Annotated in this window: 25 protein-coding genes; 18 read left to right on the forward strand and 7 right to left on the reverse strand. The window is 71.7% G+C overall.

The window, feature by feature from the left end; all coding sequences use genetic code 11:
- Positions 1-123: 123 nt before the first annotated feature.
- The 4 genes from K7G60_RS24545 to K7G60_RS24560 all read left to right on the forward strand — a co-directional run bounded on the left by K7G60_RS24545 (position 124) and on the right by K7G60_RS24560 (position 5,253).
- The gene (locus tag K7G60_RS24545) at positions 124-1,956 is read left to right on the forward strand and encodes a bifunctional UDP-sugar hydrolase/5'-nucleotidase (RefSeq protein ID WP_225803106.1); all 1,833 of its coding nucleotides are present in this window, start codon (positions 124-126) and stop codon (positions 1,954-1,956) included.
- A 210-nt stretch (positions 1,957-2,166) separates the two neighbouring features.
- Positions 2,167-3,789 carry a vanadium-dependent haloperoxidase gene (locus tag K7G60_RS39235; RefSeq protein WP_225803107.1) on the forward strand — a complete coding sequence of 541 codons (1,623 nt, stop codon included), beginning with the start codon at positions 2,167-2,169 and terminating at the stop codon, positions 3,787-3,789.
- A gap of 22 nt (positions 3,790-3,811) precedes the next feature.
- Positions 3,812-4,291 (forward strand): hypothetical protein, encoded by a 480-nt coding sequence (locus K7G60_RS24555; RefSeq protein WP_225803108.1) that lies wholly within the window; start codon positions 3,812-3,814, stop codon positions 4,289-4,291.
- A 107-nt stretch (positions 4,292-4,398) separates the two neighbouring features.
- Positions 4,399-5,253, forward strand: a complete 855-nt coding sequence (locus K7G60_RS24560; RefSeq protein WP_225803109.1) for a phosphatidylinositol-specific phospholipase C — start codon at positions 4,399-4,401, stop codon at positions 5,251-5,253.
- On the opposite strand, the gene K7G60_RS24565 is transcribed toward K7G60_RS24560, so the two are convergent.
- From K7G60_RS24565 to K7G60_RS24590, 6 genes are all read right to left on the reverse strand, one after another.
- Positions 5,250-6,044, reverse strand: coding sequence for a nucleotidyltransferase (locus K7G60_RS24565; RefSeq protein ID WP_225803110.1), 795 nt, complete (start codon positions 6,042-6,044; stop codon positions 5,250-5,252). The two genes, K7G60_RS24560 and K7G60_RS24565, sit on opposite strands and share 4 nt — an antisense overlap.
- A gap of 43 nt (positions 6,045-6,087) precedes the next feature.
- A complete protein-coding gene (locus K7G60_RS24570) occupies positions 6,088-7,521 on the reverse strand; it encodes a cell wall metabolism sensor histidine kinase WalK (protein WP_225803111.1) in 1,434 nt (477 codons plus the stop codon).
- Entirely contained in the window at positions 7,518-8,243 is a 726-nt protein-coding gene (locus tag K7G60_RS24575) for a response regulator transcription factor (protein ID WP_225803112.1), read from the reverse strand. Before K7G60_RS24575 ends, K7G60_RS24570 begins: the two co-directional genes overlap by 4 nt.
- A 20-nt stretch (positions 8,244-8,263) precedes the next feature.
- A complete protein-coding gene (locus K7G60_RS24580) occupies positions 8,264-9,394 on the reverse strand; it encodes a S1C family serine protease (RefSeq protein WP_225803113.1) in 1,131 nt (376 codons plus the stop codon).
- A gap of 102 nt (positions 9,395-9,496) precedes the next feature.
- Positions 9,497-10,522, reverse strand: a complete 1,026-nt coding sequence (locus K7G60_RS24585; RefSeq protein WP_225803114.1) for a LacI family DNA-binding transcriptional regulator — start codon at positions 10,520-10,522, stop codon at positions 9,497-9,499.
- A 24-nt stretch (positions 10,523-10,546) separates the two neighbouring features.
- Positions 10,547-11,356 carry a response regulator transcription factor gene (locus K7G60_RS24590; protein WP_225803115.1) on the reverse strand — a complete coding sequence of 270 codons (810 nt, stop codon included), beginning with the start codon at positions 11,354-11,356 and terminating at the stop codon, positions 10,547-10,549.
- A gap of 218 nt (positions 11,357-11,574) precedes the next feature.
- Between K7G60_RS24590 and K7G60_RS24595 the strand changes: the two genes are divergently transcribed.
- From K7G60_RS24595 to K7G60_RS24625, 8 genes are all read left to right on the forward strand, one after another.
- A complete protein-coding gene (locus tag K7G60_RS24595; RefSeq protein ID WP_225803116.1) occupies positions 11,575-12,393 on the forward strand; it encodes an alpha/beta hydrolase in 819 nt (272 codons plus the stop codon).
- 108 nt (positions 12,394-12,501) lie between these two features.
- The gene (locus K7G60_RS24600; protein ID WP_225803117.1) at positions 12,502-12,756 is read left to right on the forward strand and encodes a MoaD/ThiS family protein; all 255 of its coding nucleotides are present in this window, start codon (positions 12,502-12,504) and stop codon (positions 12,754-12,756) included.
- Between the two features lie 11 nt (positions 12,757-12,767).
- Positions 12,768-14,048 (forward strand): hypothetical protein, encoded by a 1,281-nt coding sequence (locus tag K7G60_RS24605; RefSeq protein WP_225803118.1) that lies wholly within the window; start codon positions 12,768-12,770, stop codon positions 14,046-14,048.
- Positions 14,049-14,156: 108 nt separating this feature from the next.
- Positions 14,157-14,843, forward strand: a complete 687-nt coding sequence (locus tag K7G60_RS24610) for a DUF2993 domain-containing protein (RefSeq protein ID WP_225803119.1) — start codon at positions 14,157-14,159, stop codon at positions 14,841-14,843.
- A gap of 196 nt (positions 14,844-15,039) precedes the next feature.
- A complete protein-coding gene (locus K7G60_RS39470; protein WP_350497993.1) occupies positions 15,040-15,120 on the forward strand; it encodes a putative leader peptide in 81 nt (26 codons plus the stop codon).
- Positions 15,121-15,285: 165 nt separating this feature from the next.
- Positions 15,286-16,125: a sulfurtransferase gene (locus K7G60_RS24615; RefSeq protein WP_225803120.1), complete on the forward strand. Its 840-nt coding sequence runs from the start codon at positions 15,286-15,288 to the stop codon at positions 16,123-16,125.
- 32 nt (positions 16,126-16,157) lie between these two features.
- Positions 16,158-16,448 (forward strand): DUF1416 domain-containing protein, encoded by a 291-nt coding sequence (locus K7G60_RS24620; RefSeq protein WP_030693674.1) that lies wholly within the window; start codon positions 16,158-16,160, stop codon positions 16,446-16,448.
- 98 nt (positions 16,449-16,546) lie between these two features.
- On the forward strand, positions 16,547-16,846 hold the full coding sequence (locus tag K7G60_RS24625) for a DUF3099 domain-containing protein (protein ID WP_263986279.1): 300 nt from the start codon (positions 16,547-16,549) through the stop codon (positions 16,844-16,846).
- A gap of 10 nt (positions 16,847-16,856) precedes the next feature.
- Here K7G60_RS24625 and K7G60_RS24630 read toward each other — a convergent pair whose 3' ends face one another.
- Positions 16,857-17,219, reverse strand: a complete 363-nt coding sequence (locus tag K7G60_RS24630; RefSeq protein WP_225803121.1) for a DsrE family protein — start codon at positions 17,217-17,219, stop codon at positions 16,857-16,859.
- Between the two features lie 103 nt (positions 17,220-17,322).
- On the opposite strand from K7G60_RS24630, the gene K7G60_RS24635 reads away from it, so the two are divergent.
- The 6 genes from K7G60_RS24635 (at position 17,323) to K7G60_RS24660 (ending at position 23,306) form a co-directional block, all read left to right on the forward strand.
- Positions 17,323-18,141 carry a hypothetical protein gene (locus tag K7G60_RS24635; RefSeq protein WP_225803122.1) on the forward strand — a complete coding sequence of 273 codons (819 nt, stop codon included), beginning with the start codon at positions 17,323-17,325 and terminating at the stop codon, positions 18,139-18,141.
- A 17-nt stretch (positions 18,142-18,158) separates the two neighbouring features.
- A complete protein-coding gene (locus K7G60_RS24640; protein WP_225803123.1) occupies positions 18,159-18,992 on the forward strand; it encodes a hypothetical protein in 834 nt (277 codons plus the stop codon).
- Positions 18,989-19,843 (forward strand): hypothetical protein, encoded by an 855-nt coding sequence (locus K7G60_RS24645; RefSeq protein WP_225803124.1) that lies wholly within the window; start codon positions 18,989-18,991, stop codon positions 19,841-19,843. The genes K7G60_RS24640 and K7G60_RS24645 overlap by 4 nt, the downstream gene beginning before the upstream one ends.
- 228 nt (positions 19,844-20,071) lie before the next feature.
- Positions 20,072-20,644 (forward strand): FABP family protein, encoded by a 573-nt coding sequence (locus K7G60_RS24650; RefSeq protein WP_225803125.1) that lies wholly within the window; start codon positions 20,072-20,074, stop codon positions 20,642-20,644.
- A 354-nt stretch (positions 20,645-20,998) separates the two neighbouring features.
- Complete coding sequence (locus K7G60_RS24655) at positions 20,999-21,658, forward strand: hypothetical protein (protein WP_225803126.1); 660 nt, start codon at positions 20,999-21,001, stop codon at positions 21,656-21,658.
- 70 nt (positions 21,659-21,728) lie between these two features.
- Positions 21,729-23,306 (forward strand): N-6 DNA methylase, encoded by a 1,578-nt coding sequence (locus tag K7G60_RS24660; RefSeq protein ID WP_225803127.1) that lies wholly within the window; start codon positions 21,729-21,731, stop codon positions 23,304-23,306.
- The last annotated feature ends 56 nt before the right edge of the window (positions 23,307-23,362 follow it).

A 23,362-nucleotide genomic window follows, 5' to 3' on the forward strand; every position in this document is an offset into this window, starting at 1 on the left:
GCTGCCTGCCGAGTGAGCAAAATCAATCAGCTCGTAACCCCTGACCCCCTGTTGCGCTACGCGCGTTGACCCTAGGCTGCGCCCGGACCCAGACTTCCCTTCACATGCACCACAGGGGGGCGCATGCCTACCACTCCTCACCACCAGCACCGCAGACGCCGTACGCACCGGCTCCTCGCGGCCGCGGCCGGCCTCGCCACCGTGGGCGCGCTCACGGCAGCGCTGCCGGGCATCGCGAGCGCCGGCGAGGCCGGCCACCCGGACAAGCAGTCCGGCCGCTACCAGGACATCCAGCTGCTGTCCTTCAACGACTTCCACGGCAACCTGGAGCCCCCGAGGAGTTCCTCGGGGCGCCTCATGGAGCTCCAGCCCGACGGCAGCGTCAAGACCATCGAGGGCGTCGGCGGCGTCGAGTACCTGGCCGGCTCGCTGCGCACGGCCCGTGCGGGCCACCCGTACTCGATCACGGCCGCCGCCGGCGACCTGGTCGGCGGCAGCCCCCTCGTGTCCGCGCTCTTCCACGACGAGCCCACGATCGAGGCGATGAACGCCCTCGACCTGGACGTCACGGGCGTCGGCAACCACGAGTTCGACGAGGGCGCCGCCGAGCTCAAGCGCCTGCAGGAGGGCGGCTGCCACCCGAAGGACGGCTGCTACGAGGAGGGGCGGACCTTCGAGGGCGCGCAGTTCCCGTACCTGGCCGCGAACGTCGTCGACGAGAAGACCGGCAAGCCGATGCTCGACCCCACCTTCGTGTGGGAGAAGGACGGCATCAAGGTCGGCTTCATCGGCGTGACCCTGGAGGGCACCCCGGACATCGTCACCGCCTCGGGCGTCAAGGGCCTGAAGTTCCTCGACGAGACCGAGACGATCAACAAGTACGCGCGCCAGCTGCAGAAGCGCGGCGTGAAGTCGATCGTCGCGCTCATCCACGAGGGCGGCTACCCGGCGTCCGACGCGTACAACTACGGCTGCGACGCGAACGGCCCCGGCAGCGGCATCTCCGGCCCCATCGTGGAGATCGCCAAGGGCGTCGACGCCAAGGTCGACGCGCTGGTCACCGGCCACACCCACACCGCGTACGCGTGCACCATCCCGGACCCGGAGGGCAACCCGCGCACGGTGACCTCCGCCGCGTCCTTCGGCCGTCTCTACACGGACACCACGCTGACCTACGACCGGCGCACCCGCGACATCGTCCGCACGTCGGTGAAGTCCGCGAACCACGTCGTCGTCCGTAAGAACCCGGCCGCGGACATGACCGGCCTGATCGCCCGCTACAAGGCGCTGTCCGCCCCGATCGGCAACCGTCCCATCGGCTGGATCGCCGCCGGCGCCGCCAAGCCCGAGGCACCGGACGACTCTCCGCTCGGCAACCTGGTCGCGGACGCCCAGCTCGCGCACGCCAAGACCCTGGACCCGAGCGCCGACCTGGCGCTGATGAACCCCGGCGGCGTGCGGGAGAGCCTGGTGTACGCGTCCTCCGACGCCGGTGAGGGCGACGGCGTCGTCACCTACGGCGAGGCGTTCGGGGTGCAGCCGTTCTCCAACACGGTGAACCTGCTCGACCTGACCGGCGCGCAGCTGCTCACGGTCCTCCAGCAGCAGGTCACCGGCCCCAAGAACGAAGGGGCGCCGAAGGTGCTGCAGCCCTCGTCGGGCCTCAGCTACACGCTGGACCTCACCAGGACCGGCGCGGACCGTGTCGTCGCCGACTCGGTGCGGCTGAACGGTGCTCCGCTGGACCCGGCGGCGACCTACCGGGTCGCCGTCAACTCCTTCCTCGCGGACGGCGGCGACGGCTTCGGCGAACTGGCGAAGGGGACGAACAGGGTGGTCGGCGCGGACGACCTGACGGCCTTCGAGGCGTACCTCCGGGCCAACTCCTCGGCGAGCGCCCCGCTGCAGGTGCCTGCGGCGGACCGCATCAACGTGGTGTACCCGCCGAAGCCGTAACCGGCGTCGGTGAAGCAGCCCAGGACCCCGCCCGGCCGTGAAGGCCGGGCGGGGTCCCGTGCGTCGGGGGTGTTCAAACGTCCTTTGCCAGAGGCATTGGTCACGCGCGTTTCCAGCCGGAACGGGCCCGTCGGGGGGACGGCGCTCCTATGGTGGACGTGATCTTGTCAGTGCGCGATCAACTTCCGTGATCTCTGGAGGGGCAAGACTGTGAGACCCGTCAGACGCTCCATCACCGTCGTCCTGACGCTGCTCCTGGCATCCGTGGGCGTATCCGCCCCCGCACACGCCAGCTCGACCACCGGCGACCGGGTCCTCTACTGGAACCAGGCGCTGCTCGACGCCTACGTGACCACGGGCGGCTCCCCGGGGCCCCTGGCACGGGCCGGGGCCATGATGCACCTGGCCATGTACGACGCCGCCAACGCAAGCCGCTGTCACAGCAGCGGCGGCTTCAAGCCCGAGAACTGCATCGGGGCGCTCTACACCCCCGGCATCAGCGTGAAGGCCGGCGTCGCTCCCGACGTGAACGCGGCCCTGGACCACGCCGCCTACAACGTCCTCGAGTCCACCTTCCCCGCCCTCGACTTCACGCCCTACCTCACGGCGGCCCGCTCGGGCGAGCCGGTCAACTCCGCCACCGCGGAGGGCCAGAGCGTCGGCCAGAAGGCCGCCACGGCGATGATCGCCCGCCGTACCGGCGACGGCTCCACGGACACCACGCCGTACACCCCCGGCACCGAACCCGGCCAGTGGCGGCCGACGGGCTCCGGCGCGGCGGCGGATCCGAACTGGGGCAAGGTCAAGAAGTTCGTCGACTACGGCAACTACCCGTGGACGTACTACAAGACCACGGCGGCCGACCTGCGTCCGCAGCCGCCCGGTGGGATCGCGACGATGCCCGAGCTGCTGAAGAGCGCCGCCTACACGGCCCAGTTCAAGGAGGTCGCGGAGCTCGGCGCGGCCAACAGCAGCACACGGACGCCGGAGCAGACCCAGATCGCCTGGTTCTGGGCCAACGACCTGAACGGCACCTACAAGCCGCCGGGCCAGCTCTTCACCCACACCCGGACGGTCTCCGCGCAGCGCGGACTCGACCAGACCGCGAACCTGCAGCTCTTCGCGCTGGTCGCGGGCGCGATGGCGGACGCGGGGATCTCCGCCTGGGACCAGAAGTACCAGACCTCCATCGACCTGTGGCGGCCCGAGAGCGCCATCAAGCTGGCCGACTCGGACGGCAACCCGGACACCGTGCAGAACAGTTCCTGGCAGCCGCTCTCGGCCGACGCGGGCGGGAACCACTTCAGTCCGCCCTTCCCCGCGTACGTCTCCGGGCACGCGACCTTCGCCGGAGCGTGGGCCGAGTCGATGAAGCAGTTCTTCGGCAGGGACGACATCTCCTTCACCGGCACCACCCAGGATCCGCACGCGGTCGGGGTCACCCGCACCTTCGCCAACTTCAGCGCGGCGGCCACCGAGAACGCCCGGAGCCGGGTCTACCTCGGCGTGCACTTCCAGTGGGACGGCGACCTCGGCGTCGCGACGGGCCGGAAGGCCGCGAGCCAGATCCTCAACAACGGATACGGCTGGACGAGCCCCAGTGACAGGAATCCCAGTTACCACAGCCCGAGTCTCTCCACCGTGGGCGCAGGATGGCTGATCAAGCCGATGGGCGCCACGAGCGTCGGGAACCTGTACGACGGTCCCCACGAGAACTGGTACTACTGCGACGACTACGGGGCGGACAACGTCTACTACCAGCTCATCTGGAACTCCTACAGCTGTGTGAACGGTTACGACGGCTCCGCGCACGCCTACTACGTCCCGCGCTAGTACCGGAAAGGACGGTCCTCCCGTGAACAGGAAGCACCTCCGACGCCTCGGCGCGACCGCCGGTGTGGTCGCCGCGCTCGTCTCCGTCGCGGTCGTCGGCGCGACGAACGCGACGGGATCGCAGGTCGAGCCCACCGTGCCGGGAACCCTCCGGGTCTTCGCCGGGCCGTACGAGCAGGCGCAGTTCTGCGAGAACGGCCCGACCCCGGTGATCTCCGGCGCGAACGGCGGCGCCCTCGCCGCCTCGCCCGTGAAGTTCGGCAAGGACGCGGGCAAGAACAGGAGCTACCACGCCCTGAAGGCCACCTTCGAGGTCGCCAGGCCGGGCGAGGCCGCGCTCATCACCAAGACGGAGAAGATCTGGCCGAACGGCATGGTCTTCAACCTCGCGCTCGGCGCGGGCGAACTGCAGCCGGGCGGCTACCGGTTCCGCCTGCGCACGGTCGGCGGCGACGAGGCCTCGGCCTGGACGCCCTGGTGCGGGTTCACCGTCACCAGGTGACCCGAAGGACCAGGAAGGCCGGTTCCCCGTCGGGAACCGGCCTTCCCCTCGTTCCGTACGTGACGCACTCTGGTGGTGTTGTCGTGGACCTGCCATAGTCCCGGGTCATGGAGCGACGACGCTTACTCATGGGGGCCCTCGGGGCCGGGGCCGCGCTGCTCGTGGGTGCCCCCGCCGCCTCCGCCGTGGACGTGCGCGCGTGGATGGCCCCGCACGGGGACGGCACCGACCTGCGGCGGCTCACCATCCCCGGCACGCACGACTCCGGCGCCCGGTACGGCGGGCCCTGGAGCGAGTGCCAGAACACCACCATCGCCCAGCAGCTGGACAGCGGCGTCCGGTTCCTGGACGTGCGGTGCCGGGTGACCGGCGGGTCCTTCGCCATCCACCACGGCGCCTCCTACCAGAACATGATGTTCGGCGACGTCCTCGTCGCCTGCCGGGACTTCCTCGCCGCGCACCCCTCCGAGACCGTCCTCATGCGGGTCAAGCAGGAGTACTCCGAGGAGTCCGACGCCACCTTCCGCGCCGTCTTCGACGACTACCTCGACCGGAGGGGATGGCGTTCCCTCTTCCGGATCGGGGACTCCCTGCCCCTCCTCGGCGAGGCGCGCGGCCGGGTCGTGCTGCTCGCCGACAACGGCGGGCTCCCCGGGCTGAGGTGGGCCGACCCGGCCGTCTTCGCCGTCCAGGACGACTGGAACGCGCTGCCCGACGCCAAGTACCCCAAGATCCAGGCCCACTTCCGCGCCGCCGTCTCCCAGCCCGGCCGGCTCTACGTGAACTTCGTCAGCACCTCCGCCTACCTCCCGCCCCGCTGGAACTCCGACCGGCTGAACCCGTGGGTGCACGGCTTCCTGGACGGTTCCGAACTGGCCGGGCGGGTCGGGCTCGGCATCGTGCCCATGGACTTCCCCAACACCCGGGCGGGTCTCGTGGAGGCGCTGCTCCGGCACAACTAGCGCGGCGTCTTCGTCCCGTGCACCGCCGTGTACTCCGCCGCCAGCCACGGGGCCAGGTCCTCGACGAGCATGCGCAGGACCGCAGGACGCGGTCCCGGGGACCGGCCCGCCCGCACCGCCAGGCGTATCTGGTCCGCGCGGTCCGGGTAGGCCACGCCGAAGATCGCCGCCGACCGGTCCAGGTCGCTGGTCCAGCCGCCCCACCGGGGCATGACCAGGGTGAAGCCCGTACGGACGAGCCGGCGGCCGACCGCACGGCCGAGCGCGCGGAGGTCCGTGTCCCCGGCGGCGCGGGCCCGCCAGCCGGGCAGCAGCAGGGCCAGGTCGCCGTTCGTCTCGCGGGCGAGGAGGGACGTGGGGCGGTACGGGGGCAGCTCCTCGGCCAGGTCGGGGCCGAGGAGCGGGGTGCACAGACAGGCCACGAAGAAGCCCAGGTCGTGGCGTTCGAGGTCGCTGAGGAGCGTCCCGGTGCTGCTCAGCAGGATCCCGGCGCCGTCGATCTGCGGCAGGTCCCGGTCGAGCGCGGCCTCGATCTCCCGGGCGGCGGCGCGGTCCGCCTCCGTGGGCTCCTCGTGCAGGGCGAGCTGCACGTCCAGGTCGGAGACGCCGACGACCGCCGTGCCGCGGGGCACGCTTCCGTACAGGTACGCGCTGTGCAGCCGCTCCGGGCCGAAGGCCTCCGCGATCCGGGCGCGCGCCGCCGCCACGACCGGCGCGAAGGCCGCCGGCACGCGCTCCAGGGCGCCCTCGCGCGCGATCGTTCCGTCGGGGTTCAGGCCGTGGTCGTCCATGGGGACAGCCTCGCGGAGGCGCCGCCGGCCGTCGAGCCGGTTCTCAGAGCTCCGGCGGCGGCGTCGGCGCCCCCGGCAGCCGCAGCCTTGCCACCGTGCCGCCGCCCTCCGCCGGTTCGAGCGACACCGTGCCGCCCGCCTGCTGGACCGTGCGCGCCACGATCGACAGGCCCAGGCCCGAGCCCGGCAGGCTGCGGGCCGACGGGGAGCGCCAGAAGCGGTCGAAGACGTGCGGGAGCTCGTCCGGGGCGATGCCGGGTCCGTGGTCGCGGACGGTCAGCTCGCCCCGCATCAGGGTCACCTCGACCGTGCCCCGGGGCGGCGAGAACTTCACCGCGTTGTCCAGGACGTTCACGAGGGCCCGTTCGAGGGCCGGCGACTCGGCCCGTACGTACCAGGGCGCGAGGTCCGTGACGAAGGTCAGCTCCGGGCCGCGCAGCCGCGCCCGGTCCAGGGCCGTCCGCAGGATCGTGTGGAGCGGCACCACTTCGAGGGGCCCCGGCTGCACCGCGTCCGGGCGGGCCAGCTCCTGGAGGTCGCCGATCAGCGCGGCCAGCTCCGTCATCTGCGCCTTCACCGAGGCCATCAGGGCCCGCCGGTCGTCCGGCGGGATCGCCCGGCCGGTCTCCTCGCTGCGGGCGAGGAGCTCGACGTTCGTGCGCAGGGAGGTCAGGGGCGTCCGCAGTTCGTGACCCGCGTCCGCGATGAGCTGCGCCTGCCGGTCCCGGGAGCTCGCGAGCGCCGCCGTCATCGCGTTGAACGAGCGGGACAGGCGGGCGATCTCGTCCTCGCCCTCCACCGGGATGCGGACGGTCAGGTCCTCGGTCGCGGCGACGTGCTCGACCGCGCCGGTCAGCCGGTTCACCGGTTCGAGGCCGGTCCGGGCGACCCACAGACCGGCCGCGCCCGCGCCGACGACGCCGATCCCGGAGACCAGGAGCAGCACCCAGCGGAGCGTGGACATCGAGTTGTCGATCTCGGAGAGGGGGCGGGCGAGGGAGACCGCGAGCAGCCCGCCGGGGCTGTTCTGCGGGTAGGTGTAGACCCGCATCTCGCGCCCGGCGTCGTCCTTCACGGTGTGCAGGACGTACTCCAGCTGCCCGCGCGCCACCGCGAGGTCGCCGGTTCCGGCGGGGATCGCGGCCTTCCCCGAGGTGCACACGCCGCCGTCGGCGAGGATGACCTGCACCGTGTACGAGCCCGCCACCGGCGGTGCCGTCGTGCCCTGGCGGCACCACGCGAGCAGGCCCTGCACGCCGGCCGGGTCCAGGCGGGTGCTGCGCAGCGAGGAGTCCAGCTCGTTCTCCAGCTGCGCCCGCGTCACGAACCAGCAGGCCAGTGACACGGCCGCCACCGCGAGCGCCACGGCGGCCGCGGTGAGCAGCGCGAGCCGCGAGCGCAGCGGCCGCGCGCGGAACCAGTTCCGCAGGGGGGCGACCGCTCTCCGGGGCGCCGCCGTCCTCAGGGGACCGGTCACTCCCCGCCTCCTCCGCGCAGCGCGTAGCCCACGCCCCGTACGGTGTGGACGAGGCGCGGCTCGCCACCGGCCTCGGTCTTGCGCCGCAGATACATCACGTACACGTCCAGCGAGTTGGAACTGGGCTCGAAGTCGAAGCCCCACACGGCCTTCAGGATCTGCTCCCGGGTCAGGACCTGGCGCGGGTGCGCGAGGAACATCTCCAGGAGCGTGAACTCGGTGCGCGTCAGCTCCACGGTCCGCCCGCCCCGGGTCACCTCGCGCGTGGCCAGGTTCATCCGCAGGTCCTCGAAGGCCAGGACGTCGTCCTCGGCGGGGGCGGCGGACGCCGCGGCGTAGGAGCTGCGGCGGAGCAGGGCCCGGATGCGGGCGAACAGCTCGTCCAGCTCGAAGGGCTTCACCAGGTAGTCGTCGGCGCCGGCGTCGAGGCCGGTGACCCGGTCGCCGACCGTGTCGCGGGCGGTGAGCATCAGGATCGGCACGGTCGAGCCGGCGGCCCGGATCCGGCGGGCCGCCGTCAGCCCGTCCATGCGGGGCATCTGGACGTCGAGGACGACGAGGTCGGGGGCGTACGACTCCATCGCGGCGAGCGCGTCGAGCCCGTCGACGGCGTCCCGCGTCGCGTAGCCCTCGAAGGCGAGGCTGCGGCGCAGGGCCTCCCGCACGGCGGGCTCGTCGTCGACGATGAGGATGCGCTCGGCTTCGTTCTGCTGTCCCGTCATGGGGGCAGCGTCCCATGCGTTCAGTTGTCGCCGCCCGAGCGGAGGTCGTCCAGGTCGGCCTTCACCGTGTCGATCGGGATGGCGAATCCGAGGCCGACGCTTCCGGCGGTGGAGCCGCTGGAGGAACTGGGCGAATACATGGCCGAATTGATTCCGATGATCTCACCGTTCATATTGATCAACGCGCCGCCGGAATTCCCCGGATTGAGCGAGGCGTCGGTCTGGATCGCCTTGTACGTGGTCTTCGACGAGCCGGTGTCGCCGTTGAACTGCTGCCCGCCGAACTCGAACGGCCAGCCCTGCCGCGGGTCCCACTGCTGCTGCTCCTGCTGCTGGTCCCGGCCGTCGTCCTTGGCGACGGTCACGTCCCGGTCGAGCGCGGAGACGATGCCGCTGGTGACGGTGCCGGTCAGGCCCTCGGGGGAGCCGATCGCCACGACCTCGTCACCGACCCTGACCTTCGAGGAGTCGCCGAGCGTGGCGGCCTCGAGTCCGGAGGCGCCCTTGAGCTTGATCAGGGCGAGGTCCTTGTCGGGGTCCGTGCCGACGACCTCGGCCTCGTACGTCTTGCCGTCGCTGAGCTGGACGCCGATCGAGGAGGCGCCGGAGATCACGTGGTTGTTGGTGACGATCTCGCCGTCGGAGGTGATGATCACGCCCGAGCCGGTGGACTTGCCGGAGGACGAGGTCGCGGAGATCTCCACGATGGAGGGGGAGACCGCCTCGGCGACCCCGGCGACCGTGCCCTTGGTGCCGGTGGAGACGTTGGTGCCGCTGACGACGGGGGCCGACGCGCTCACCGCGGGGTCGGAGGTGAGCTGCTGCACCAGCGTCGCCGTGCCGCCGCCGACCGCCGCGGCCGCGATGGCCACGGCCGCCATGAGCCCGACCCCGCGCTTGGCGCGGCGGCGGGGCGAGGGGGCCGGAGCGGGGACGGCGGCGATGAGGGGCGGCTCCACCGGCGGCGGCACGTGACCGCCCGAGGGCCAGACGGTCGTGCCCGGCTCGGTGGTGATCGGCCGCGTCGGCTCGTACGGCCCCTGTGCCGGCCGCGAGGACTCGTACGGCGCCCGCGCCGGTCGCGCCGGCTCGTGCGGCGGCCTCGGCGGGTAGTACGGCTGCTGCGGCTGCTGCTCCTGGAAGTCCGTCATGGCTATGACTCTCGGAGCCGTACATGAGAACCGTCTGAGGAGCGGCTGAGAAGCCCGACAGAACCCCGTATGTCCCGTATAAGGACGGGGCCTGGAGGTCTTCTACTCGTGGCAGCCGCAGGAGCGGCGGACGACCAGGGCCGACGGGAAGAGCTTCACGCGCTCGCGGCGCGAGCCCGACACGCGGACCGAGTCGTCGAGGACCAGGTCCACGGCCGCCCGGGCCATCGCGGGACGGTCCGAGGAGATCGTGGTCAGCGGCGGATCGGTGAGCGCCGCCTCCTTCACGTCGTCGAAGCCGGCGACCGCCAGCTCCGTCGGCACCTCGATGCGCAGCTCACGGGCGGCCCGCAGGACGCCGAAGGCCTGGTCGTCGGTGGAGCAGAAGATGGCCGGCGGCCTGTCGGGGCCGGCGAGCAGCTTCAGGGCGACCTGGTAGGCGTCGTACCGGTTGTACGGGGCCTCGAAGAGCCGGCCCTCGGTCGAGCGGCCCGCCTCCAGCATGGCGCGCCGCCAGCCCTCGACGTGGTCGGCGACCGGGTCGCCGACGGCCGGGGTGTTCGGGATGCCGCCGAGGCACGCCACGTACGGGTGGCCGTGCTCCAGGAGGTGCCGGGTGGCGAGCTGGGCGCCGCCGATGTCGTCGGTCACGACGGCCACGTCGTCGATCGCCTCGGGCCGCTCGTGCAGCAGCACCACGCGCGCGTCCCAGGCCTCGATCTCGCTCGCGGCCTGCTCGCTCATGCCCTGGCTGACCAGGATCAGTCCGGAGACCCGCATCCCGAGGAAGGCCCGCAGGTAGTGGACCTCGCGCTCGGTCCGGTAGTCGGAGTTGCCGACGAGGACCATCTTCCCGCGCTCGGCGGCGGCCTGCTCGACCGCGTGTGCCATCTCGGCGAAGAACGGCTGCCGCGCGTCCGGGACGATCATGCCTATGAGGTCGGTGCGCCGCGAGGCCATCGCCTGGGCCACCCGGTCGGGCCGGTAGCCCAGCTCCTTGATGGCGGCGAGGACACGCTCGCGCGTGGCCGGGGCGACCGGCCGGGGTCCGTTGTTGATGACGTAGCTCACGACCGCGGTAGAAGTACCTGCCAGTCGAGCTACGTCATCCCGCGTCACCTTGGCCACGCGCGGCAGTCTACGCGGGGGGACCTACCTACCGGCAGGTCGCACTGTGGCATCTGCCACGTTCCTGTCCTCCGCGAGGGTGATGTCCTCCGTGGCGCCCTTGACGCGACCGTTCGCGCGGGTCCCCTCCTTGGCGCGGGCCTCCTCCGCCGCCCGCTCCACCTTCTCGGGCGTGACGAAGCGGTAGCCGACGTTCCGGACGGTGCCGATGAGCGACTCGTGCTCGGGGCCGAGCTTCGCCCGCAGCCGCCGCACGTGGACGTCGACCGTACGGGTGCCGCCGAAGTAGTCGTACCCCCACACCTCCTGGAGGAGCTGGGCGCGCGTGAAGACCCGGCCCGGATGCTGGGCCAGGTACTTGAGCAGCTCGAACTCCTTGAAGGTCAGGTCCAGGACCCGGCCCTTGAGCTTCGCGCTGTACGTCGCCTCGTCGACCGACAGGTCGCCGTTGCGGATCTCCATCGGGGAGTCGTCGGAGACGATCTGCTGGCGGCCCATCGCGAGCCGGAGGCGCGCCTCGACCTCGGCGGGGCCCGCCGTGTCGAGGAGGACGTCGTCGATGCCCCAGTCGGCGGTGACGGCCGCGAGACCGCCCTCCGTGACGACCAGGATCAGCGGACAGCCGGGCCCGGTGGACCGCAGCAGCTGGCAGAGCGAGCGCACCTGCGGGAGGTCGCGCCGACCGTCGACGAGGATCACGTCCGCGCCGGGGGTGTCCACGAGGGCGGGGCCCTCGGCCGGGGCTACCCGGACGTTGTGCAGCAGCAGACCGAGGGCGGGGAGCACCTCGGTCGACGGCTGGAGGGCGTTGGTCAGGAGCAGCAGAGAACTCATCGCTCCCCACCTACCCGGCTCGTCGTCGGTCCGTGGTGCGTCGTTCGCTCGTCCATGACGTCGGTTCCTCCTCGGTCCCTGCGAGGACGTCTACGTGTGCTCACGTGCGGCTCTCGCGCCCCGAGAGCTTTTGTTCATCCATCCGTAACAACGGTCGGAAAACACAAAAGGACCCGGGGGCTGCGTTGCCCGGATCCTCTGGAAGCAGAATAGCCGACATGAGTTCCGAGGCAGAGGGCCGATTTCACATGGTGGATGTTTCCTCGCTCACTTCCGTCCATCCCCGGGTGCCCCGGCGCACGATGCTGCGTACCGATGACGGTGTCCGGATCGAGGCGGTTTACGAACCCTCACGGGCAAGTGTCACCGATACGGCCGTCGTCCTCGCCCACGGCTTCACCGGGGCGGCCGACCGGCCCGCCGTCCGGCGCGCCGCCGGCGTCCTCGCGGAGCGCGGCGCGGCCGTCGTCACCTTCTCCTTCCGCGGGCACGGCCGCTCCGGCGGCCGCTCCACCGTCGGCGACCGGGAGGTCCTCGACCTGGCCGCCGCCGTCCGCTGGGCCCGTGACCTCGGCCACGCGCGCGTGACGACGCTCGGCTTCTCCATGGGCGGCTCCGTGGTCCTGCGCCACGCGGCCCTTGAGCGGGGGACGGAGGGCCGCGCCGACGCGGTGGCCGCCGTGTCCGCGCCCGCCCGCTGGTACTACCGGGGCACGGCCCCGATGCGCCGCCTCCACTGGGTCGTCACCCGGCCGGCGGGCCGCCTCGTCGGGCGGTACGGCTTCGGCACCCGGATCGACAGCAGGGCCTGGGACCCCGTTCCCCTGTCTCCCGTGGAGGCCGTCCCGCTGATCGCGCCGACCCCGCTGCTGATCGTGCACGGCGACCGCGACGCGTACTTCCCGCTCGACCACCCGCGCATGCTGGCCGCAGCGGGCGACGCGGAGCTCTGGCTGGAGCGGGGCATGGGCCACGCGGAGAACGCCGCCGACGAGAAGCTGCTCGCCCGGCTGGGGGACTGGCTCACGCACGCGTAGCCGGCGCCGGGGCCCGTCTTTCGGATCGGGCTCCGGGCCTGGGGCCGGTCCACGCGCGCATGGCTCATCATGGGGGGCGGCGCGCACACGAACGAAGGGAGTGCCGCTATGGCAGCGGGAACCATCCGCTACTGGGCCGCGGCCAAGGCCGCCGCCGGTGTCGCCGAGGAGCCGTACAGCGCCGGGACCCTGGCCGAGGCCCTCGACGCGGCCCGCGCACAGCACCCGGGCGAGCTCGTCCAGGTCCTCCAGCGGTGCTCGTTCCTGGTCGACGGCGACCCCGTCGGGACCCGGAGCCATGAGACGGTACGGCTTGCCGAGGGCGGCACGGTCGAGGTGCTCCCCCCGTTCGCAGGAGGGTGAACCCCAGAGCAATGAGCAACGACCAGTACTACGGCGGGCAGCAGTACGACCCGTACGCCGACGCCGCGAACGGGCCGCAGAACCCCGCCGACGTCACGCAGACGTGGGAGGGCCAGACCTGGGACACCACGTACCAGCCGGCCGTCTCGTACGACCAGGTCCAGGCCGCCCGGGCCCAGGGCCGGGCCGCCGAGACCCAGGGCCGGCCGCGGGCCGTGCCGCCGCACCGGCACCAGGACCCGGCGGGCCACGGGACGCCGGAGCCGTACCAGCAGCAGCCCTACGAGCAGCAGCCGTACGAGCAGCAGCCGTACCAGCAGCAGCCGTACGAGCAGCAGCCGTACGAGCAGTACCCGTCGCAGGGGAACCCCGCCGCCCACTACGCGGAGCCCGCCGCCGAGCCCCGGCCCGCGCCCGCGGCCTTCGCCGAGCCGCAGCCCGCACCCGCGCCGGTGGCCGCCCCCGCGGCCCCGTCCGCCTCCGTGGCCGACGCCGGGCCCGCCTACTCCTCGCCCACCACCTCCGGGCACACCCGCATGACCGACGCCCAGCGCGCCCGCGCCGAGGGCCGCTCGCCCGTGATCGAACCCGGCATGCAGCCCGCCGCCCTCACCGCCGTCCTCGGCCTGCTGCTCGCGGGCGGCGCCTCCCTCGGCTCGTACGGGCTCCTCGTCCCGCTCGTCCTGCTCCAGGGGCTCACCGCCGCCGGCTGGTTCCGGCTCAACGGCATGTGGCCCGCCCGGCAGGGCATCGCCCTCGCCTTCCTCGGCGGCCTCGTCGCCGACGCCGTCCTGCTCGCCGCCGGCCGGGAGCACGCGGCCGCCGCGATCCTGGGCACCCTCGGCGTCTGGGTGCTGCTCTGCCTCGTCCTCCAGCTGCGCAGCCACGCCGACCCCGACGAGCGCATGTACGGCCTGATGGCCACCATCGCCTCAGCCGCCCTGACCGTCGTCGCCACCGGGCACCTCGGCGCCGCCCCGGACGCGGTGGTCGTCGGCGGGGCCGCGGTCGCCGCCGCCGTCCTCGCCCGGGCGCTGCCGCTGCCCGGACCGGTCTCCCTGGTGGCCGCCCTGCTCGCCTCGGCGGGCGCCGGGATCGCGGCCGGCGGCCTCACCGACCTGGGCACCTCGGGCGCGCTGCTCGGCCTCGGCGCCGGGGTCTGCGCGCTGATCGGCCTGCGGGTGGCCAGCTACGACTACCCGTCGCGGTTCGTCCACATGACCGCGGGCGTCGCGCTGCCGCTCACCGCCGCCGCGCCCGCCGTCCACCTGCTGGGCCGGGCCCTGGTCTGACCTGCGGCCCGTCCCGGGGACGGGAACCAACCGGCCCCCCGGCACGTCGATCTTCGTGTCGGGGGGCCGGAACTTTTACGGGAACCACTACGGGGGGACGCGCAACCCATGCGAGCACTGCGGATTCTGTTGATCGTGGCCGTCGTGCTGGGCGGGATCCTCGTCGGGATCGACCGGCTGGCCGTGTCGTACGCCGAGTCGGAGGCGTCGAGCCGGGTGAAGCTCTCGGCCTCGACCAGCGACTCGATCGAGGTCGACATCAAGGGCTTCCCGTTCCTCACCCAGGTCGCGGACAAGCGGTTCGACGAGGTCGACGTGAAGGCGACCGGCGTGCGGGCGAAGGCGGGCGACAAGGACGTCCGGGTCGGCGAGCTCACCGTGACCCTGCGGGACGTGACCGTGACCGGCGACTGGGCGGGCGCGAGGGCGGGCTCGGCGAGCGGCACGGCCCTCATCTCGTACGCGGACCTCACCGCCGCCTCCGACCGCGAGGCCACCGTCGCCTACGGCGGGAACGGCAAGGTGAAGGTGACCGGCAGCGTGGAGGTCCTGGGCCGCACCCTGACCCGTTCGGTCCTGTCCACGGTGACCGTCGTGAACGGCGACACCATCCGGGTCCGCGCCGACGAGGTGCCGGGCGCCGGCATCCCGGGCGTGGAGGACCTGGTCCGCGCGCGCACCGACTTCGAGCGCCCGATCGGCAGGATCGCCGGCATGAAGGTGGAGAAGGTCGAGCCGCGCCCGGACGGGCTGGCGGTCACCGTGACCGGCGAGGACGTCGTCCTGGCGGGCTGACGGGGGTCCGGACGGTACCCGTGGGCCACATGCTGAGACAGGGCCGTCCGATCCGCAGAAGGAGAAGCGGACACCTCGCCGCGGAGGCGTCCGGAGCCGACTTCCGGGGTGATCGCGTCTCGCACTTCGGACGATCGCGTCTCAAAATACGACACACCGGTGACACGGCCGCCTGTCCGTCCCTACGATCGAGGGCATGAAGCGACAGGCGGATCTCACGAAGCGGCGGGCAGTAGACCTGTGCCGCGTCGCCGCCATGCTCTGTCGCTCCGTCTGAGCGGGACGCCAACTCCCGTATCCCTCAGGCCCGTCGACTGACGTCGGGGCCGCCCTGTGCAGAGCCGTACGCACGTCCGCTGTCCGTACGCACGCGACGACGCGTACCGCACCACACCCGCACCACCGCAGCACACCCCCGCACACTGCCCCGGAGGAGAACAGCATGGCTCGCAGCGACGTCCTGGTCGACGCGGACTGGGTCGAGGCCAACCTCGACAACCCGCAGGTGGCCGTCGTCGAGGTCGACGAGGACACCTCGGCCTACGAGAAGAACCACATCCGCAACGCCATCCGCATCGACTGGACCAAGGACCTGCAGGACCCGGTCCGCCGCGACTTCATCGACCAGGAGGGCTTCGAGAAGCTCCTCTCGGCCAAGGGCATCGCGAACGACACCACGGTCGTCCTCTACGGCGGCAACAACAACTGGTTCGCCTCCTACGCCTACTGGTACTTCAAGCTCTACGGCCACCAGGACGTCAAGCTCCTCGACGGCGGCCGCAAGAAGTGGGAGCTCGACTCCCGCGACCTCGTCGCCGAGGTCCCGACCCGCCCGGCCACCGAGTACAAGGCCAAGCCCCAGGACGCCTCCATCCGCGCCTTCCGCGACGACGTCGTGGCCGCGATCGGCGCCCAGAACCTGGTCGACGTCCGCTCGCCCGACGAGTTCTCCGGCAAGCTGCTCGCCCCGGCGCACCTCCCGCAGGAGCAGTCGCAGCGCCCCGGCCACGTGCCGAGCGCCCGCAACATCCCGTGGTCGAAGAACGCCAACGACGACGGCACCTTCAAGTCGGACGAGGAGCTCAAGGCCCTCTACGAGGCCGAGCAGGTCGACCTGGCGAAGGACACCATCGCCTACTGCCGCATCGGCGAGCGCTCCGCGCTCACCTGGTTCGTCCTGCACGAGCTGCTCGAGGTCCCGAACGTCAAGAACTACGACGGTTCCTGGACCGAGTACGGCTCCCTCGTCGGCGTGCCGATCGAGCTCGGCGCCAACAAGTAACCCCACTTCTTCTTCAGGACAGGACAGCGAACATGTGTGGAGCTCAGGTCGGCGGCCCCGACGTCAGCACGCTCAAGCCCGGTGAGACGGCCATCCAGGGCCAGGTGACCAAGGACGGCGAGCCCGTCACCGGTTACGTGCGCCTCCTCGACGGCTCCGGCGAGTTCACCGCCGAGGTCCCGACCTCGGCCACCGGCCAGTTCCGCTTCTACGCGGCGACCGGCGAGTGGACCCTCCGCGCACTGGTCCCCGGTGCCCAGGCGGACCGCAAGGTCGTCGTCACCGAGGCCGGCAGCCTGACGGACGTGGCCATCGCGGTCTGATCCGCGAGCGCGGTGACGCACCGCACCCGAACGGCCGGAGGGCCGTGCCTCCTGGGGGGTTGGACGCCATTCCAGGTCTTGAGGCACGGCCCTCCGGTCTGTCCGCGTTCGGGGCCCGGTCGTACGCTGAAGGTGTGTACGCGCGACGTCGGCACGTCTACTTCTGGATGATGGGCGCCTGTCTGGCCCTCTTCGTGGGCGCCTGGGCCGTCGTGCGCCTGTTCTCCATGCCGGTCGCCATCGGCATGTGCGTCGTCGCCATGGTCATCCCCCCGGTCGCCGCGATGATCGCGAACCGCCGGGGCCCGGAGGACCGCTGGTGGGACGATCCGTCCGGGGACCCGAAGTCGGACGAGTGGTGGGACGAGCTCGACGGCAAGAAGCGCCGGGAGCCGTAGGCCCTGTGGATCAGTAGACGAGGGCCTGGGTCTCGTCGGACAGCGCCTCCTGGACGAAGACCTGCGCGCCCGCGATGCGGACGCCGTCCAGGACGTCCTCCTCCGTGATCTCGCGGCGGGCCGCGCACTGCGTGCAGAGTGTGATGCGGCCGGCCGACAGGATCGAGTCGATCAGGTCCGGCAGCGGCGCGGCGTGCGGGAGCTCGAACTCCGCCGCGCGGCCCGGGAGGGCGAACCAGGAGGACTCGCCGGTCAGCCAGAGCGAGACCTCGACGCCGCTGGCGACGGCGACGGCGGCCACCGTGAAGGCCTGGGAGCAGCGTTCGGGGGCGTCGGCCCCTGCGGTCACCTTGATCACGAGCTTCTTCGCCATATGCCGAACTGTAATGCGCGGCACTGCAACCTCATGCGTCCCTCGCGTGTCAGCTGTGTGCGCGGGTGACGGAATCCGCGCTTCAGGTCTCGTGGGGGGACTCTTGAGTATCGAAGAAAGTATCCCAAATACGGATACAACATCACCGCCCGAGCCGGAGACGGCTCCGGAACCCACATCTCCGGTCCAGCGGCCGCGCCGCCGGGTCCTCCGCACCGTCGGGCTGATCGCCGTCGCCGCCGTCATCGGCCTCGTCGGCGGCACCGCCGTCGGCTACGGCATACAGGCCGACCGCGAACCGACCGCGCTGCCGCCGCTGAACCAGCCCGGCCTCGCGTACCCGGCGAAGCCGCTGCCGAAGGGGCAGGAGCCGACGCCGCTGTCGGCGAAGGAGGACCGCCAGGCGAAGGCGCAGGGCGACCTGCGGAAGCTGCTGGTGGCGAAGCCGGCCGGGGCGAAGAAGGACGAGTTCGCCGACAACGTCGACGGCTGGATGTCGGTGCCCGTGTACGCCTCGGACTTCAAGAGGCCCAGCTCCGCCCTCGCCTACCAGCTGGACCTCGGCATCCGGCGGGTCGCCGCGACGTCCTGGGCGTCGGGCGAGCACCGGCGGACCGAGGTCCGCCTCGTCCAGTACCGCGCCGGCGACACCCTCGGCGCGCAGGAGCACACCGAGGACCAGCAGGCCTACATGCCGGAGGAGAAGTACGCCCGCAGCGAGGGCACGGCCCTCAAGGGCTCGTCCAACGGCCGCTACTACGTCTTCCCCGTCCGTCGGAAGGCCGGCTACCTGGACATCTACGAGGCCCGGGCCTACTTCCACCGCGGTGACATCGCGGTGGAGATCTTCATGTTCGACACGAAGAAGATCTCCGAGAAGGAGATCCGTTCGCTGGCCGAGCGACAGCTGGGGCGCCTGTGAGTGAGGACCGGAACGACGTGACCGAAACCGTGACCGAGCCCACGGAGCCGACGGCTCCCACGGAGCCGACCGAGCCGAAGACGGGGAAGCGGGGTGCCCGGCGGATCCTGCTCGGCGTCGTCCTGCCCTCCGTGCTCGTCCTCGGCCTGATCGGCGGCGGCGTCACGTACACCGCCGTCACCGTCTCCTCGGCCGACCGCACCGCGCCGACGCGGCTGTGGGACACGGCGGAGGAGACCGGGAAGAACGAGGACCCGGCCACCGCCCTGGCGCGCGGCAAGGCCGGCACGCCGCTGAGCAGGCTCCTGCTGCCCCTGCCGGAGGGGTACGAGTTCGGCCCCGACGAGGAGCTGTACGGCAACGACGGCGAGCTCGGCGCCGCGGAGGCCACCGCGCTGATGAAGCAGGCGGGCGAGGGGCTGTCCGGGAAGAAGCGCCGCGCGTTCGAGAAGGACGTCGACAAGCTCGGCATCGAGGGCATCGGGGTCCGCTCCTTCGCCGACCCGGACAACGACGTCGTCGTCACGTTCGAGCTCGCGCGGATGAAGGACAAGAAGCAGATCAAGACCAGCTACCGGATCCGCAAGGGGGTCATGGACGCCCTGGAGTTCCCGAAGGGACCCAAGGTGAAGGACCACCGGAACGCCGTCTGCTACACGGCGCCCGTGGACGACTCGCTGGACAAGGAGGAGCGGGCCGCGGCGCTGGACGAGATGATCTGCCTCGCGTACGACTCCGAGGTCTTCGTCACCATGACGGCGGCGGGCGCCAAGCCGTTCGACAAGGCGCGAGTGGCGAAGCTGCTGACGCAGCAGCTGGACCACATCGCATCCCCGGGGGAGTACGTATGACCGAGCAGATCCAGACCGAGACGCTCGTTCCCGCGCAGGCGGTGGCCGAGCCCGCCGCCGAGCCGCAGGCCGGGGCCGCGCCGGCCAAGCCGAAGAAGTCCCGCAAGCCCCTCCTCCGGGGCATCGCCCGCTGGACCGCCGCCGTGCTCGTCTGCGGTGGTGTCGGGGCCGGTACGGCCATGGGGATCACCGCCATGGACCGCACCGACGTGCCGGGGCTCGCGACCGAGTCCGACGGGCGCTGGGAGTACCCGAAGCTCGCCCTTCCGGCGCTGCCCGAGGGCGCCCCGCGGCCGTTCACCGACGGCAACGACGGCGAGATCCACCACGCCGACCTGCGGAAACTCCTGCTGCCGGCCCCTGCGGGCGCCACGGTCGACCCGAAGCTGAAGGGTGACTGGACCGGCGTCGACTCGTACCTCGCGCTGCTCACGGAGAAGGACCGGGGCACGGTGAAGGAGTACCTGGCCGACTCGGCGCTCCGGCACGTCGCCGCCCGCGGTTGGACCACGCCCGACGGCACGACCACCCGGATCCACCTGTTGCGGTTCTCGTCGGTGGCGTACGCGGAGGCCCTCAAGGACGAGGCCACGCGCGAGGTCTTCCGCGACGGCCGGCTGCCGGCCGGGGTCGAGTCGGCGGAGATCGACACGTCCACCCAGGACGTCGACGTGCCGAACCTCTCCATCTACTCCTACCGGGAGAAGGCGCCGTACGGCCCCGAGCAGACCCGCTGGGCCTACATCCAGGCCGGGGACGCCTTCGCGGTGGTCACCCAGACCCGGAAGGGCGGGACGCTCACGGTGCCGTTCCAGCAGACGGTCGCGCTCCAGGCGCAGCTGCTCGGCTAGCCGCGCTCCGCTAGACCCACCTCACAGGGTGGGCCGGACCCCCGCCCACTAAGCTGGGGTCCGGCCCGTTCCGCCTTCACCGCTCAGTCGAGGAGCACCCCGTGATCGTTTTCTTCGAAACTCTCCTGGTCCTGGTCGCCGTCGGCGTGATCGCCTTCGCCGGTCTGACCGTGAAGAAGCTGTACCAGGGCCAGCGGTAACCACCTCTAGAGAACGCCAGAGCTGCTCATGATCGAGATCCCGTCCGACCTCAACCCGGACCTCGTCCCCCTCGCGTTCCTGCTCGGTACGTGGGAGGGCGCGGGCGTCTCCGACTTCCCCGGCGCCGAGAAGTGCAACTTCGGCCAGTCCGTGACCTTCAGCCACGACGGCCGGGACTTCCTCGAGTACCACTCGCACTCGTGGGTCCTGGACAACGACGGCAACAAGGTCCGTCCGCTGGAGAGCGAGAGCGGCTACTGGCGGATCGACAAGGACCGCAAGGTCGAGGTCGTCATGATCCGCGACCAGGGAATCGTCGAGATCTGGTACGGCGAGCTCGCCGACCAGAAGCCGCAGATCGACCTGGCGACGGACGCCGTCGCCCGGACCGCGGCCTCGGACGCCTACAGCGGCGGCAAGCGGCTCTACGGCTACGTGAAGAGCGACCTGATGTGGGTCGGTGAGAAGGCGACCCCCGAGGTCCCGCTCCGCCCGTACATGTCGGCGCACCTGAAGAAGGTCGTCACGCCGGAGGAGGTCGCGGAGATGGCCCGCAACCTGCCCGACATGCCGGACGACGGCATCGCCTTCTTCCGCTGAGGCCGACGATCGCCTGAGCGGCGATCCTCACGTTCCCCTCTCCGGGCCCATCGACCTGCTGGTCGGCGGGCCCGGAGTTGTTAACCCGGGCCGACGCGAGCCAAGGGTTAACAAAAGACAGGTGACTGTCATCCTCTTGCGGTGAGGGGCGCTGCGGGGTACCTTCATGGATGCGGGGCCCGGTAACGGAAAACCCCCGGCCGCATGAGGCGTGGCCGGGGGTTTTGCAAGCCGTGCTTCAGGTGGCATGCCGAAGCAGAGGCGATCCTGAAGCGTTCCCGGGAAGCATAGCGCCTGGCGTGGTGGTCCGCCACGGGCCGTTCATCGGCATTCGTCATCAGCGAGGGGGGAAATATGGAGGAAGAGCTGCCCGGATGGATGTCCGAGGTCTTCTCGGAAGCCAGGCTCCGTGCCTACACGGACTTCACGGGTGGGGACCGTACGGCGGCCCTCCGCCTGTACTGGTGGAACGTGGAGGCGTCGGCCGCGCTGTTCGGGCCGTTCCACTGCCTGGAGGTCGCTCTCCGCAATGCGGTCCACGACCGGCTGACGGAGTTCCACGGGCGCCCGGACTGGTGGACCGTGGCTCCGCTCAGAAGCGGAGGGCTGCGCAAGGTGGACGAAGCACGCCGCGCCTGCCAGGACCGGGGGAAGGCCGGTACGCCGGACGAAATCGTCGCCGAACTGTCCTTCGGCTTCTGGCGGCAGCTGCTGACGCGCTGGAACAGCCGGGACTTCTGGGTCCCCGCCGTGCACAAGGCGTTTCCCGGCTACCGGGGTCGTCGAGACGTGCTCGACGACCAGGTCCTGTCGCTCGTGCTGCTGCGGAACCGCATCATGCACCACGAGCCGATCCACCATCGCGACCTGCGGGAGGACCACGCCAAGCTCTACCGGATCATGGGGTACGTGAACCAGGATCTCGCCAAGGAGGTCCGGTCGATGGACCGCTTCCCGGCGGTGCTCGCGGCCAAGCGCGATGCGCTGCGCGGCCGCCGGCCGCCCCGGTTCTGAGAAGGTGACTCCTGTGCGTCCACTCGCCGAACGACTGGTCACCCGGTCGGACATCGCTCGCCTGGCCGGCGTGAACCGCCCTGCCGTCACCAACTGGGCCCGCCGCCACGACGACTTCCCACAGGCCGTCGACTCCGTACGGACCGGCACGGGAGCGGCGGACACGTTCCGGGCCTCCGACGTGGCGGCGTGGCTCGCGACCAGGCGGATCCCGGTCAGCGGGCTCCAGGCGGGCGAGCTGGAGGGGACCACCTACGGGGATCGGTTCCTGGCCTCCCTCGGGGCCGGTTCGCGAACCAGCCCGCAGACCGTTCTCACGCACATCCTCGACAGGCTCCGGGGCGAGAGAAGCACGGAGCGCGTCCTCGACCTGCTGATCGCGGTCACGTACGTCATCGCCGTCCGGCCCGCCGACGAACTGTCCCGGTCCGGCGACGTGTGGTGGGCCGTGCGGCGGGCCCTCGCCGAAGACGGCATCGAAGCGGCGGACCTGGGAGGGCCCGTCGGCGAACGGTGGCGGCATGAAAGTTCCGCGGAGTTCGCGGCTCAGGTGCTCGCCGCCGAGGGCTGGGACCGCGACACGGCGATCGAGGCGTTCGACTGGCTCGTCGAGCAGCGCAGCGGCATCGAGGGGCGGCACGGCAGCGACCTGGTGACGCCCCAGGCGGTGCGCCGCCTGATGGCCGAACTGCTGCCCGCGAGCGATGACGGAACCGAGAGGACGATTCTCGACCCCTTCTGCCGCACGGGGGAGATCCTGGACACCTGCGCCGCCGTCGAGCGGGAGCGGGCGCCGGGGGCGCCGCTCGCCCTGCGTGGGGTGAGCGGTGAGGCGGAGGACGCGACTCTGGCCCGCATGCGGCTGACCCTCCGCGACACCGGCCACACGGTGGACGCCCGCGGCTTCTGGTGGCCGGAGCCCGGACAGCGGTACTCGGGGGTCGTGAGCAACCCGCCGTTCAACCAGCGCAGCGAAGATCCGTACGGCTACGAGGGGTACTTCCCGTACGGCACGCCTCCTCGGCACAGCGGGAACTTCGCCTGGCTCCAGCTCGCCGTCTCCGCGCTCGCGCCGGGAGGCAGGGCGGCCGTCCTGATGCCGAACATCGCCGCGCAGTCGGCCAACCCGGCCGAGCGTGCCATTCGCGCCGCCATGGTCGAGAGCGGTGCGGTGGAGGCGTTGATCGCGCTGCCGCCGCAGCTGTTCGGCAGGGCCACGAGCATCCCGGTGACCCTGTGGCTGCTGCGCAGTCCCACCGGTGCCCCCGGGGACGTCCTGTTCGTCGACGGGGCGTCGCTCGGCAGCATGGCCGACCGTGTCCGGCGTGTCCTCTCGACGGCCGATGTCGCCTCCGTCGTGGATGTCTGCCTCCGATGGCGGGCGGCCCAGGCCGGAGGAAAGGCCTTCTCCGGGCGGAGCGGGTTCAGTGCCTCGGTGTCCCCCGGAACCCTGGCTGCCAGAGACTGGCTGCTCAGCCCCGTCCTGCACGTCGCTGCCGTGGGCCCGGGGAGCACGTCCGACGTGGCGGCGCGGATCGGCCGGTTGACCGACGACCTCGCGCGCCGCGACGAGCAGGCCCGTGAGGCGGATGGGCGGGTGCGGGAGATCCTGTCCGAACTCCAGAAGGAGGGCTGGTGGAGAGCGTGAATCATCCGCGGGAAGCGGGCGCTTCGCGAGAAGCGGGCCGTTCGCGGAGCGCTCCG

The sequence above is a fragment of the Streptomyces sp. NK15101 genome (assembly GCF_020400725.1).
Classification (GTDB): Bacteria; Actinomycetota; Actinomycetes; order Streptomycetales; family Streptomycetaceae; genus Streptomyces.